Annotated in this window: 14 protein-coding genes; 11 read left to right on the top strand and 3 right to left on the bottom strand. The window is 38.6% G+C overall.

Annotated features, from left to right (window positions below; genetic code table 11):
* Window positions 1-125: 125 nt before the first annotated feature.
* Window positions 126-1,187 carry an NAD(P)/FAD-dependent oxidoreductase gene (locus ACGTNH_RS16365; RefSeq protein WP_394588006.1) on the bottom strand — a complete coding sequence of 354 codons (1,062 nt, stop codon included), beginning with the start codon at window positions 1,185-1,187 and terminating at the stop codon, window positions 126-128.
* 261 nt (window positions 1,188-1,448) lie between these two features.
* Between ACGTNH_RS16365 and ACGTNH_RS16360 the strand changes: the two genes are divergently transcribed.
* From ACGTNH_RS16360 to hepT, 7 genes are all read left to right on the top strand, one after another.
* A complete protein-coding gene (locus ACGTNH_RS16360) occupies window positions 1,449-2,825 on the top strand; it encodes a Glu/Leu/Phe/Val family dehydrogenase (protein ID WP_394588005.1) in 1,377 nt (458 codons plus the stop codon).
* Window positions 2,826-3,099: 274 nt separating this feature from the next.
* Entirely contained in the window at window positions 3,100-3,912 is an 813-nt protein-coding gene (locus tag ACGTNH_RS16355) for an amino acid ABC transporter substrate-binding protein (RefSeq protein WP_394588004.1), read from the top strand.
* Window positions 3,890-4,594, top strand: a complete 705-nt coding sequence (locus tag ACGTNH_RS16350; protein ID WP_394588003.1) for an amino acid ABC transporter permease — start codon at window positions 3,890-3,892, stop codon at window positions 4,592-4,594. Before ACGTNH_RS16355 ends, ACGTNH_RS16350 begins: the two co-directional genes overlap by 23 nt.
* A 13-nt stretch (window positions 4,595-4,607) precedes the next feature.
* Window positions 4,608-5,345: an amino acid ABC transporter ATP-binding protein gene (locus ACGTNH_RS16345; RefSeq protein ID WP_394588002.1), complete on the top strand. Its 738-nt coding sequence runs from the start codon at window positions 4,608-4,610 to the stop codon at window positions 5,343-5,345.
* Window positions 5,346-5,643: 298 nt separating this feature from the next.
* Window positions 5,644-6,714, top strand: coding sequence for a C45 family autoproteolytic acyltransferase/hydrolase (locus ACGTNH_RS16340; protein ID WP_394588001.1), 1,071 nt, complete (start codon window positions 5,644-5,646; stop codon window positions 6,712-6,714).
* Between the two features lie 287 nt (window positions 6,715-7,001).
* Window positions 7,002-7,394 (top strand): type VII toxin-antitoxin system MntA family adenylyltransferase antitoxin, encoded by a 393-nt coding sequence (mntA, locus tag ACGTNH_RS16335; RefSeq protein ID WP_394587999.1) that lies wholly within the window; start codon window positions 7,002-7,004, stop codon window positions 7,392-7,394.
* A gap of 2 nt (window positions 7,395-7,396) precedes the next feature.
* Complete coding sequence (gene hepT / locus ACGTNH_RS16330; protein ID WP_394587998.1) at window positions 7,397-7,801, top strand: type VII toxin-antitoxin system HepT family RNase toxin; 405 nt, start codon at window positions 7,397-7,399, stop codon at window positions 7,799-7,801.
* A 135-nt stretch (window positions 7,802-7,936) separates the two neighbouring features.
* Here the strand turns inward: hepT and ACGTNH_RS16325 are convergent, their stop codons facing one another.
* Window positions 7,937-8,422 (bottom strand): DinB family protein, encoded by a 486-nt coding sequence (locus ACGTNH_RS16325; protein WP_394587997.1) that lies wholly within the window; start codon window positions 8,420-8,422, stop codon window positions 7,937-7,939.
* 718 nt (window positions 8,423-9,140) lie between these two features.
* Here ACGTNH_RS16325 and ACGTNH_RS16320 point away from each other — a divergent pair.
* Together ACGTNH_RS16320 and ACGTNH_RS16315 are read left to right on the top strand one after the other, a co-directional pair.
* Window positions 9,141-10,382, top strand: coding sequence for a dicarboxylate/amino acid:cation symporter (locus tag ACGTNH_RS16320; RefSeq protein ID WP_394587996.1), 1,242 nt, complete (start codon window positions 9,141-9,143; stop codon window positions 10,380-10,382).
* Window positions 10,383-10,518: 136 nt separating this feature from the next.
* Window positions 10,519-11,208 (top strand): YqcI/YcgG family protein, encoded by a 690-nt coding sequence (locus ACGTNH_RS16315; RefSeq protein WP_394588513.1) that lies wholly within the window; start codon window positions 10,519-10,521, stop codon window positions 11,206-11,208.
* Between the two features lie 193 nt (window positions 11,209-11,401).
* Here ACGTNH_RS16315 and ACGTNH_RS16310 read toward each other — a convergent pair whose 3' ends face one another.
* Entirely contained in the window at window positions 11,402-12,364 is a 963-nt protein-coding gene (locus ACGTNH_RS16310) for a bile acid:sodium symporter family protein (RefSeq protein ID WP_394587995.1), read from the bottom strand.
* Between the two features lie 165 nt (window positions 12,365-12,529).
* Between ACGTNH_RS16310 and ACGTNH_RS16305 the strand changes: the two genes are divergently transcribed.
* Window positions 12,530-12,799: a hypothetical protein gene (locus tag ACGTNH_RS16305; protein ID WP_394587994.1), complete on the top strand. Its 270-nt coding sequence runs from the start codon at window positions 12,530-12,532 to the stop codon at window positions 12,797-12,799.
* Between the two features lie 159 nt (window positions 12,800-12,958).
* The gene (locus ACGTNH_RS16300; RefSeq protein WP_394587993.1) at window positions 12,959-13,240 is read left to right on the top strand and encodes a hypothetical protein; all 282 of its coding nucleotides are present in this window, start codon (window positions 12,959-12,961) and stop codon (window positions 13,238-13,240) included.
* Window positions 13,241-13,356 lie beyond the last annotated feature (116 nt).

Genomic DNA, 13,356 nt, shown 5'->3' with positions numbered 1-13,356 from the left:
ATCAGGAAAGAAAAATGTTTTGACGGTGCGTTGGTAAAATTTTTTTGGCACATAAACAATCCGAACTGATTTCAATAGAATCGTTCGGATTATATTATGGCTTCTTCAGTTTTGTACCAGGTTCTTTAATGTCGTTTATTTAACCAAAGGACCCCGGATTTAGCTAAGCGAGGCAGTCGTCCTGTAACAGGCTGCTGCATCATATTACCGAAACCATCGGATTTTCCTAAAGATCCTAATGTACCTTTCAGCTTAATTTCTTTAGGTTTGCCCGGCTCTTTATCATTTAGCAGATCAGCCAGAATTTCTCCTATTTGCTCGCCTTGCTGACCAGCTAGTTGAGCACTTGGAGAAAATGTTGATGAAGCACAATCTCCCACAATATATACATTTTGACGTGCGGGCACTTGATAGAATTCATTAATAATAACTTTATCCTGCTCGTCCTGTTCAAAAGGAAGCTCACGTACTAAATAGTTAGGTCGGACACCGGCTGTCCAGATGGTCACGTCATTTAAGTAGCAGATCCCGTTATTACAAACCCCATCTTTTTCTACGTAATCAACACTCGCCTTGTGTAGTACTTCAACATCGTTACTCGCAAACCATTCTTCAACGTAGTCTTGTATTTTTTTATCGAAAGCACGTAATACCGTTTCTCCGCGATCTAATAATCGAATGTTTAAATCGGGACGGCTCTCCCTGATTTCAGAGGCTACTTCAATACCGCTTAACCCTGCTCCTACTACAGTTACTTTACCGTACGCTTTTAAGTTTCCTACAGAAAACCCAGCGCTTCTTGCCTTTTCAAAGGTTTGTACACTTTCGGTAAACTCTTTCGCACCTTCAATGCCGTGATAGTTATCTTCACAGCCAAGCCCGATGATTAAATAATCATAAGGAATTGCTTCCTTGAAATCTTTTATTAAAATCTGTTCATCTTCTATATCAATTTTATTAATTTCTGTATAGACATAATGAACCTGGTCGTGCTTAGGGAATTCCATTCTCACATTTTTATCTGCTTCAGTTCCAGCTGCAATCGTGTAAAATTCAGTTTTCAATGAGTGATAGGGGTTGCGGTCTATAACGGTAATATGTACGTCTTTTGGCAAACCTTGATCAATCAAAGTCAGTAAGGCTTTAAGACCACCGTATCCGCCACCAAGTATGACTAATCGTTTCAATCGTGACACCACCTTATGCTGCTTTAGTTAGAGTGTGAAACTTTCAGGACGTTTATCCATCAGAAAACGCTTTCGGTTTACTTTCCACTAATAGCCTACCAAAAAACAGGTCATAAGACTAGAAAAAGTATATGATTATTCGATTTTTTTCATACTATATACCATCATAATCAGATATAGATGACTAAGTTTCAAACCTTTAAAGGAGGGTACGTAAATACTATATAGTCATTTAGACACAAGACAGATGGAGGGTATGTAATGAGTGAAAATAATAACGTAATCGAACAATCCTTAACAGCACTTTTGGAAGACGAAAGCTTTTTGCCGGACCTGAAAGCTCAAACGAGAGATCAGGCGTTCAAGTCTCTAGTTGCTATTTTATCAACACCAAACCATATACATAAATCCTTTTTAAGGGTGGCGCTGGAGAATGGGACGATTGTTAGGATCCCATCTTTTCGCGTCCAGCATAATGATACATTAGGGCCGTATAAGGGCGGAATCCGATTTCATGAATCAGTCAACGAGGGTGAAGTATCGAATTTAGCACGTCTGATGACATTAAAAAATGCACTTCACGAGCTTCCTTTTGGCGGAGGTAAAGGCGGTGTTATTATTAATCCAAGGGAGTACAGCGTGAAGGAATTAAACTTGATCTGCAAAAAATATGTGCAATACTTTAATGATATTCTTGGACCGGATAAAGACATTCCTGCTCCTGATGCAGGAACGGGAGAGCGGGAAATGGACTGGATGATGGCTGAGTACAAAAACATTCATCCTGGTGAGCCTTACCGGGGAAGTTTCACCGGCAAGAGTATTATTAATGGGGGATCTTTAGGACGGAAAGAAGCAACTGGTAAAGGTGTATATTTCACCTTTAAATACTTAATGCACAATTTCGTCAAGGATAACGAGAGATGGCTGAGTGAACAGGAGCATCGTTTTGCGGAGGCGGCGTTACGTAAGGTGGACAAAAAGTTAACGATGGCTGTTCAAGGTTTTGGTAATTTAGGAGCTGTAGCGGCTAGAGAAGCTTTTAAATGCAATGAACTGCAGAACATTATAGTAGCTGTTAGTGATGCAAATGTGATGCTGTATAATTCAGACGGACTAGATATACCAGCGTTAATAAGATACGCAGAAGAGCACGAAGGGGATCTGCCCCAAACGGAAGAAGCTCTATCAGAAAACGAAATAAAAGCTGTAGTTAAAGAACGGGACAATCTATTAGAAATCGACGTAGACGTCTTACTTATGGCTGCTTTGGAAAACCAAATTCATAAAGATAACATGGAAAATATTAAAGCAGAGATTATAGTAGAAGGAGCAAATGCCCCGATTACAGAAGAGGCGGATGAGTACCTTAGTGATAAGGGAGTATTAATTGTTCCTGATATTCTCGCAAACGCTGGAGGCGTAATCGTTTCTTATTTAGAATGGATTCAAGGGAGAGATACCCAGTTTTATAAAGAAGAAGAAATTTATGAGCTGCTATATAATAAAATGCAAAGTACGATGGATACCATTCTTCCTCAATTCTTTGGTGATCCTTTTCCTCTACGCCAAAACTGTTACATTCATTCGGTCATGAAGCTGTCAACCGTACTGTTTAAGCAGGGAAAACTTTATTAAAGGGCGATTCGCACGCAGGAAAGCTTCCTTTGCTTTCTGAGACCGTGTCTTATGAAAACGAAGGCATTTGCCTAAACATAAATAATCCGAATTGTTTTCTATAAAATTGCTCGGGTTATTTTATGTTTTTTTGGTCCAGACTGTTTATTATGAATAAAAGAACAGCTCTCTATTATTTGCAAAAGTATTGACGTCGAAGGGAAGACCTTGTATGATCTACAAGACTACTATCCCGATGAAAACGGTTGGGTTTAAATAAGGAAGGGGATTTCACATGAAAAAAATAGCTTTATTGTTTGTTTTGTCTTTATTTATACTTACTCTTTCAGCGTGCGGATCTGATGAATCTGAAAGCGGAGATGCTTCCGATGGTGAGCAGAATCTGTATGAACAAATCCAGGAAGAAGGTGTCCTTACGGTTGGCACTGAGGGAACGTATGCGCCATATACGTTTCATGATGAAAATGATGAATTAACAGGCTATGATGTAGAAGTGGCTAAAGAAATTGGTGAACGTTTGGGACTGGAAATTAAATTCGAAGAAACAAAATGGGATTCAATGTTTGCAGGATTAAATAGTGAACGGTTTGATATGATTGCGAACCAGGTAGGTATTAAACCTGATCGCGAAGAAAAGTATAGCTTCTCTGAACCTTATACTTACACTGCAGCTGTGCTTGTTGCAAAAAAAGATAATGAGAATATTCAAAGCTTCGACGACTTAGAAGGTGCTTTATCAGCTCAATCACTGACAAGTAATTACGCAGAAATTGCAGAAGAATATGGAGCTGAAATTGAAAGTGTAGAAGGATTTAACCCTGCGATCGAACTGCTTAGAAATGATCGTGTAGATTCGACCGTTAATGATCGGTTATCTGTATTGGATTATCTAAAACAAACAGGAGATAATGCCCAAGTAGAAATTGTCGATCAAGAAGACAATGCATCTGAAACCGCCATGATGTTCCGCCAAGACAACCCGGAGCTTGTTGAAGCGGTGAACGGAGCTCTAGAAGAGATGAAAGAAGACGGTACACTAGAAGAGATTTCTAAAGAATGGTTTGATGAAGATGTATCTGTTGAATAGCTTCTTTAGTGCACAGAATATAGAAATTTTACAAGACTCCTTTCTTCCTCTTTTGAAAGGAGTCTTGTCCTATACCATTCCACTGACGTTAATTTCATTCTTTATTGGAATCGTGATTGCTGTAGTAACAGCGGTATTTCGTATTTCCGGGATAAAGATACTATCAGGTATAGCTCGAGTGTATGTTTCTATTATTAGGGGCACCCCTCTGCTCGTTCAACTGTTTATTGTGTTCTTTGGATTAGGAAATCTGGGAATAGAAGCACTGAAATTTGAACCGTTTACCGGTGCGGTCATCGCTTTCTCCTTAAATACCGGTGCTTATGCTTCAGAAATTATTCGAGCTTCTATTTTGTCAATTGAAAAAGGGCAGTGGGAAGCTTCGTCATCCATTGGAATGTCGTACTTTCAATCTTTAAAAAGAGTCATTCTGCCTCAAGCAACTAGAGTGTCTATTCCGCCCCTATCGAATTCATTTATTGGTTTGGTAAAAGAAACTTCTTTAGCTTCTACAATATTGGTTAGTGAAATGTTTAGAAAGGCTCAAGAGATTGTAGCTACTACTTACACCCCTTTACTTGTCTATGTAGAAGCTGCAGCTATTTATTGGATGATTTGCTTAGTGTTATCATTAATACAAGAACGGATTGAGATTCGATTGAATCGTTATGTGAAAACGTAAGGAGTATTGCAGTATGATTACTATGAATAAAGTAAGTAAACAATTTGGTGATTTAGTCGTTTTAAAAGACATCAACTTAGAGGTGAAACAAGGGAAAGTGGTTGTAGTGATTGGACCTTCCGGCTCTGGTAAAACGACACTGCTCCGCTGCTTAAATATTCTCGAACAGCCTGAACAAGGATTAATAACAATTGACCAACAAACTGTGGATTTCTCAAAGAAAGTGAATAAAAAAGAGATCCTCTCCTTCAGAAAACAGTCGGGAATGGTCTTTCAGACATACAATTTGTTTCCTCACTTTACTGCACTAGAAAATGTGATGGAGGGGCCTGTCACTGTTCAAGGAGTTAACAAAGCAAAGGCGAGAAAAAGAGCTGTCGAGCTTTTAGAGAAAGTGGGTCTCTCGGAGAAGTTAGATGTGTATCCTTATCAGTTGTCAGGCGGACAGCAGCAAAGAGTTGGAATCGCACGGGCTATGGCTATAGATCCTAAAGTAATGTTGTTTGATGAACCTACATCTGCCCTTGATCCTGAATTAGTTGGAGAAGTGCTGCTGGTCATGAAGCAGCTGGCTGAAGAAGGAAGAACCATGGTGGTGGTCACTCATGAAATGAAATTTGCCAAAGACGTGGCCGATGAAGTCATTTTTATGGATAATGGAAAAATTGTGGAGCGCGGTAAACCGGAAGAATTGTTTTCACAACCAAAAGAGCAAAGAACGAAAGAATTTTTGAGTTTAATTAATCAATAATAGAAGAGACTGTGACATAATTAAATAAAATATAAATAATCCGAACGATTCTGGTGAAATCAGTTCGGATTATTTATGTTAATGAGACTCCACGCCATCGCTCCGTCAAAATCGGCTCACGCTGTTCCCACAGGAGTCTTCGCATTTTGACTACGCTAAGGATCTGCGTTTATACAATCTTTCGTTTTTGACTGCCCTGCTTTACTTATGTTCCGACCTTTATTAAGTTTAATCACTTTATCCACTCGGGATTGTCGATTAAACTATGAAGAATACTAGTCGTAAAAGAGGGTATAACATGAAGCATATACATAGTGATATTTTACAGTTTAGAGGCACGCATTATAATTTTGGTTACAAGCAAGGTCAATTGTTGAAAAACTCCTTAACGGTTAAAAATCGAGAGCACCAATGGAAGGTGCGCAGACCTCGATTCATTGTACAAGAAGACGAAGTCAAAGAAGCACTCACTCGGTTTGCTCCCTGGTTATGGGAGGAACTGCTGGGCTTACGGGATGCATTGGAATGGCCCATGGAACGAGTGATGATGGAGTATGGCGGTTATCGTATCGATTATAAACGTTCAGGCTGTTCGATTATGACAGGTGACGGGTATTTTATTCGAAACTATGACTACATGCCAAAAACCTATGAAGGCAGGTATGTATTCTTCCAGCCGACAGACGGCGGCTATTCAATTGCAGGACCATCACAGCGAATCACAGGTCGAATGGATGGGATGAATGAACATGGTCTCGTCTTAGGGTACAATTTTATGCATCGGAAAAAGCCAGGCGATGGATTCATTTGCTGCATGATTGGACGCCTGGTTTTAGAGGCATGTGCTAACGTAGAAGAAGCCGTTCGAATGTTAAAAGAAATTCCTCATCGTCATTCGTTTAGTTACGTTGTATTTGACCGGAGCAGCCAAACATTTGTAGTAGAAGCTTCTCCCCGTGGAGTTGAAGTTCGTACTTCTGATGTGTGTACCAACCATTTCGAAATTATGAAAAAAGAAAATCGAAATCATCTCGTTGATTCTATGAAAAGACTAGATGCGATTAATGGGGCACGTCACCGGTTAAATAATGCGTATGAGGCGTTTCGTCTGATGAATGATACGGATCAAGGAGTATTCTCAAAGCAGTATAACAATTGGGCAGGTACCATACATACATCCGGGTATTTACCTAATGAAATGAAAACATGGTTTGCTCTAGGAGGAGACCAGACACCTGTTGAGTTTGATTTTTCCCATTGGTTATCAGGAGAAGACTTTACTTTCACGCAAATTACAGGAAAAGTTGATACGGAACTACCTTTTGTTCATATGGATGAAAGAGCATATTGGACAGGGAAAGATAAATAGCGCCATGGGGGCTGTTTTTCCATTTTTACCCATGCTTACCACATCTGACATGAGTACAGGAATTTTACTAATTCTAGAAAAAAGATGTTTAGGAAGGCTACAGATGAGGAACTGCTTAATATAAGCAAGGGATAGATTAGTAGAAGGTTTAGCTCTGCAGCTTTCTGTATGATATGAAGAATACACTTGAAGGATAGAATGGTAAGGTTGTAACGGAAAGAGCTGGCTTGATGTCAGCTCTTTTTGTTGGCTTGGAGGGCACACTATGAAAAAGGGGTGATGATGACTTGCATAGTAATATCATTCCGTATATGAGAGCGTTTTTAACTATGAAATTAGAACCTTCTTTTATTGTGATGTTCGGTTCTTATCAAAAAGGATCTGAAAGAGGTGAAAGTGATATTGATTTAGCCTTTTGCAGCGATCAAAAGCTATCTTCCTATAAACTTTTCTTAATTGCTCAACAACTGGCTGAACTAATTGATATTGAAGTAAATCTTATAGATCTGCGTAATGCATCTCATATTTTTCAAGCTCAAATTTTTTCTAGAGGAACAGTTATTTATTCTGAAAATGATTTATTACGTATGGGCATGCAGATGAAAGCTTATAGTATGTATGCACTATTAAATGAGGAACAGTCGTTTATCGCTAATAGCATCGATGAAAGAAGGGCATAAGAATGAAGGATGAGGTAATCATTAGAAAAGTTAACTCAATGGAACGAAGTATTCAAAAAGTATATACAGTGTATGATGATAATCCTAATGAGCTTCTAGACACGATTAAACAAGATTCCATTGTGCTTAATATTCACCGAGCCTGCAAAGCAGCTATTGATTTATCCATCCACATAATTGCTGAATACCACCTCGGGGTTCCACAAAGCTTTAGAGATTCATTCGATATTCTATATGAAAAAGGAATCATTAATCAATCATTAAAATTAAAATTAAAAAACATGGAAGAGTTTAGACATATCGCTGTAGATGATAGTAAGAAGATAAACCTCAATTTCCTTAAGAGAACTGTAGAAAATGATTTAAAAGATTTGTCCCTGCTGGGAAAAGAAATACTAAAATATTAACTAGAAAAAGACAACTTAACCAAGCTGTCTTAGACTGTAGAGAACGTTCTCTACAGTCTTATTTTTTATCTTATTACCCTGAATTAAATTTCAGGGGCATTTTGAAAAGGGATGGGCTGGCGGAAAGAAAAAAAGCTATTTAATTGATGAATAAACCTCTTTCATTTGATCAAGATGACGAAGCTCATGCCATCCGATAAACTCTACCCACTGCTTTAGTGACATGTCTCCAAAAGAAGGATGAGGGAAAGCGTATTTCTCTAATGTTTCCTTTTCTTTATTGTGGATAAGAAATAAAGTCGTTTCACGGCTTTTGGCTAAAGCATCACTTAACTCTTCTACGGAATTGAATTCACCTTTTGGTTGAACGACTTCAGGTGCTTCAACTTTAAAGTCTCGATTAGTTGTTTTATGAATTGGCTTCTCAGCTGTTTCTTGAGGTGATCCTTCTTCAAGCTGTTGGCCGATTTGGTAGCTGATGAGTTGTTCCATTAAATAAAGGTGTTCAGCAATTTCAAGAATGGACCAGGAGTCTTTGTCCGGCTTTTGCTGCGCATCATCATTTGGTACTTCTTTCAAAAAAGTAATTAAATCCTCGCGTTTTTCTTCAATCCCGTACATCACTGTTCATCCTTTCTACTATAGAATGGTTTGATTTTACCATATCACTTGCTGCGTTTCTTTATAAACCTTTCTCAATGCGCTCACCCTATTTCTAGCCACCAAGCCGAACGGAGTTAATCTTATGATTGCACAACCTGCCTGAGACTTAAGAGTTCTGTCATTTTTGATCGCTTTTCTTATTTCATCGACAATGCCATAGCCTATCATTAAAGGAAACGAATCCAATATAATTAAAGGTTAGAATTTGCATGAAGAGTACATCATTTTTTCAATCTATTCCAATCGAAGAAAAAAATAAAGTATTTGATCGATTCTATCGGGTGGATACGCCTATGAGTAGATAGGAAGGTGGGGCTGGTTTAGGTTTAGGTTTAGGCTATAAGTAAAGATATAATGGAGCGTCATGAAGGGGAGTTAAAACTGCAAATGAAAGGATATCCCCATACATTTGTCGTAAAAATTCCGATAAAATAGAGGTAATGTGTGGAAGGTACGCACGTTATCTCTTTTTTATAGCAAAATACGGCAATAATATAGGTTATTTGTCGTATTTGCTTTTATTCTTTGGTCTGATAATTTAGAAAAGGACCTTTCCACACTAAATGACCCCGCCAACAATGAGTTGGCTGAATTTTCCGACACATAAACTCCTATAATCGCTCATATATAGGAGTAAACGAGCTTTTACAACTAAAAGCAAGGAGGCGAAAGTTACATGAACTTAACGATTAAAATATTCATAGGTTTAATTTTAGGTGCCGTTATTGGATTAGTTTTAAACCTTACTTCACCAGATTTATTTACTCAATTAGATACGTATTTATTTGATCCATTAGGGACTATTTTTCTTAATTTAATTAAAATGCTTGTTGTTCCGATTGTGTTCTTTTCCATTACGCTTGGGACGGCTTCATTAGGTGACCCAAAGAAGCTGGGGAGAATTGGTGGGAAAACAATAGGATTCTTTTTAATATCCACCACCGTTGCCATTACGATCGCTTTACTATTAGCCTTTATATTTGAGCCAGGCAATGCGAACATAGATCCATCAGGTGCTAATTATGAGCAGCAGGAAGAAGCACCGGGTGTAGTCGATACATTTACAAACATTATTCCGGAGAACCCGCTGCAGTCTATGGCAGAAGAAAATATGCTGCAAATTATTACGTTCTCCATTTTCATAGGATTGGCTTTAGCCATGCTAGGCCAGAAAACAGCTGGGATATTCAACTTGATTGAGCAGGGTAATGAAATTATGATGTGGCTTGTTAACTTGATTATGCGCTTTGCTCCATATGGTGCATTTGGCTTACTTGCTTCTGCCATCGGTGAAATGGGAATTGATGGTATGAGAGCGATGTTTGCCTACATGGTCCTCGTCATTGCTGGATTAGTTATTCATGGTGCTCTTTTCTATGGTTCTATTGTTTACTTCATAGGAAAGATGAATCCCATCTTTTTCTTCAAAAACTTCTTCCCTGCTATGACTGTCGCTTTCAGTACGTCAAGCAGTAGTGCTGTGCTCCCTATTTCTATGAAGACAGCACAGGAGCGACTCGGCGTATCTAAACCAGTGAGCAGTTTCGTACAGCCGTTGGGCGCAACCGTAAATATGGATGGAACGGCGATTATGCAAGGGGTAGCTACTTTGTTCATTGCTCAAGTGTATGGCAGTGATTTATCCTTCGCTCAGTTAGTCATGGTTGTATTAACAGCCGTTCTTGCAAGTATTGGTACAGCTGGGGTACCAGGTGTCGGATTAATCATGCTGGCGATGGTATTAACTCAGGTTTCTCTTCCAGTGGAGGGCATTGCCCTGATTCTCGGAATAGACCGTGTACTTGATATGGCGCGTACAGCGGTAAACATCACAGGAGATGCGGCTTGTGCTGTAGCGGTTGATAAGTCAGAAAAAAATAAAGAAGAACCCCATCATACAGTGGAAAAACCTTTGTAATGATTAAGGAGCTTACTTATTGAAGTAAGCTCCTTTTTTATATTCTGTTTTGCTAAGATGGTGGAAGGGTATAAAAGAAATATTATGTGCTAGAGAGGTGAATGTTCCGTTGAGTTTTTTGTTTACGAAGAAAGATATGACAAATATAGATAAAGTTCCTTCCTGGGTGACGAGAGAGTACGAAACTTTCCGAGATGTCGTAACTGATAAAACATTTCCTTGTTACTTCGGAATGTCAGGAGAGAAACGTGGAGAACTAAGGTATTCCTATATAACTCATGATAATTGGGAACACCTCCCTGATACGTTAGAATCGTTCCTCCGTTTATTCGATGATCAAAAGAGGATGATTAGGCATGGTTTCTTTTTATTCGTAGAACCAGAAAAGCAGGAAAAATCAATCCCTTATTATAGAAAATATTTCTGGGAAATCTTGCAGTACTTACACAACCATGATCAAGTGCCTTGGCCGAAAGATTACCCGGCGGATCCGGATCATCATCTATGGGCCTTCTCATTTGCAGGAGAACCGTTCTTTGCTTTTGGAAATGCGCCTGCCTATAAACAGAGAAAGACAAGAGACTTAGGGAACAGCCTGGTCTTGGGTTTTCAGCCAAGACGTATTTTTGAAGGGCTAGAAGGCACCTCAGATGGCGGCATCATGTCACGTGATAAAGTGAGAGAGCGTGTGGAGAAATGGGACCAACTGCCGAAGCATCCGAATATCAGCCACTATGGCGATCCAAATCACCGGGAGTGGAAACAATACTTTATTGGCGACGATGTTGAACCTATTAGAGGGCAGTGTCCTTTTAAGCATAAATAAAAGCTGCCGGGAAAACCAAATGGTGTCAAAAACGAATGAGGAAATTTAAATAACAAAAAAGCAGATCATTAGCGAAGTATTTTGACGGAGCGATAGTAAAAAACTTTTCATTCACATAAATCATCCGAACTGATTTAATGAAATCGTTCGGATGATTTTATGTTGTATTCAGTTTTGCCTCGTCCTCTTTCTACTATGAAGCTCTTTGAACAGATGTGGATGATTGTTGTTTCTCTTGTTTCTTTCGATAAATCGTTGCAATGATAGGCCCGGAAATATTATGCCAAACACTGAAAATGGCGCTGGGAACAGCTGCTACAGGGCTGAAATGAACAGATGCTAAAGATGCCCCTAGACCGGAATTTTGCATCCCAACTTCTATAGAAACAGCTTGTTGTTTAGATGGTCCCATTTTGAATAATTTTCCTAATCCATAACCTGTAAAGTAGCCAAGAATATTATGCAGTACAATAATTGCGAAGATAATAAGTCCCGTTTCTATGATTTGTTGTTGATTTGCGCCGATCACGGCTGCCACAATGGCTACGATTGCAACTACAGAGATCAGCGGAACAGATTTTATCCCTGCTTCTACTTTAGATCCAAGAACAGCACGTACAATTAATCCTAGGATAATAGGGATGAGAACGACGTTTACGATAGAAAAAAACATATCAATTGCTGATACAGGAAGCCATTGACTGGCAAATAACAGCATAAGTGCTGGAGTAACGATAGGTGCCAACAACGTGGAAACCGAAGTAATAGCAACCGATAAAGCTGTATCTCCTTTTGATAAGTAAGTCATCACATTAGACGCTGTGCCACCGGGACAGCAACCAACTAAAATAACACCTACTGCTACTTCGGGAGAAACGGGTAAAAGTGTGACGAGCAAAAATGCAAGCAGAGGCATGATAATAAACTGTGCACCTACTCCTACCGCTACATCTTTCGGACGACGGAAAACTTCTTTGAAATCATCCTTTGTTAAGGTTAGTCCCATTCCAAACATAATGATTCCAAGTAGAGGAACGATATAAGGAGCGATCCACGTAAAGCCTGATGGGAAGATAAAGGCTAAGACCGCAAACAATAACACCCATATGGCAAAAGTACTTCCTACAAAATTGCTAATTCTGTCTAATGTTCTCATTGTGTAACCTCCTTGATGTAAATATAATTTCAGATTATACGTTATTTTCAGACAAAAGGAAGGTGTAATGTATAGAAAAAAATGAAAAGAAGTTCACTCTCTTTTGACAACCTTATATTTATTTTTCTGTAGGTTCATGAGAGAATTTTAAAGGGAGGGGTAAGAATGAATGAAAGACAAAAATTAGTAAATGAACGATGGAAGAAAACCCGCGAAATGGGAAAGATGAAGTACATTGGTTATTATGGAATTGTAGCGTATGGTACAATTTTTCTTTTATTCTCACTTATGATGGACACTTTTTTCGGTGATGGAATTACGAGTTCTATCATTGTAGAAAAGATTATTATTGCAGTAATTGGTGGTGTCTTCTTCGGTGTGATCACGTGGTGGATAAATGAACGGAGATATCAAAAATATATTAATCCTCAATAAAATTAAAACCAACCTAGCTCATAGGTTGGTTTTAATATTTTGTAAAGGAATCGTAATCGTCATTCTTCTAAAACCTGTGATAAAGTGAATAGAACCAGGAGGAATATGGTACATACTTCAATTAGAAAATTACAACTTAGAGAAGAAGGAGGGAGCTTCTTGATTATTCGTTCGTATCTTATCCCTATGGCCATATTTTTTACGAACATGGTTTTACTTAGCATTTTATTATTGGAAATCGCGGGAGCATTGTCTCATAAGCAAGGTGGAGTGGGGTTTTTTGTTCCATTTTTATCATTTCTGTCTTTTCATTTTATAAGGGGGCAGCAGAGAAGACGAACCGCTGTGAGTAGAGGATTAAGCATATTACAAGCGATAAATACAATTACTTTTGTTGTTCCTTTTGCTATCTTTTTAGCCTTTATAATAGGGATGATATAAGCTTATCTTGAATTTACTGAACTTTCCTGTAAAATAATAGTAGATGTTTTCCGGGAAAGTTGCCCACATGGTGAATGAACAGTCATTCAACTGGATCATAGGGTATGTAGTTCAAA

This window comes from Halobacillus sp. B23F22_1, assembly GCF_043497005.1.
Taxonomy (GTDB): Bacteria; Bacillota; Bacilli; order Bacillales; family Halobacillaceae; genus Halobacillus_A.
Note: the sequence above shows the minus strand (reverse complement) of the source record. Positions and strands in the feature narration are given on the sequence as shown.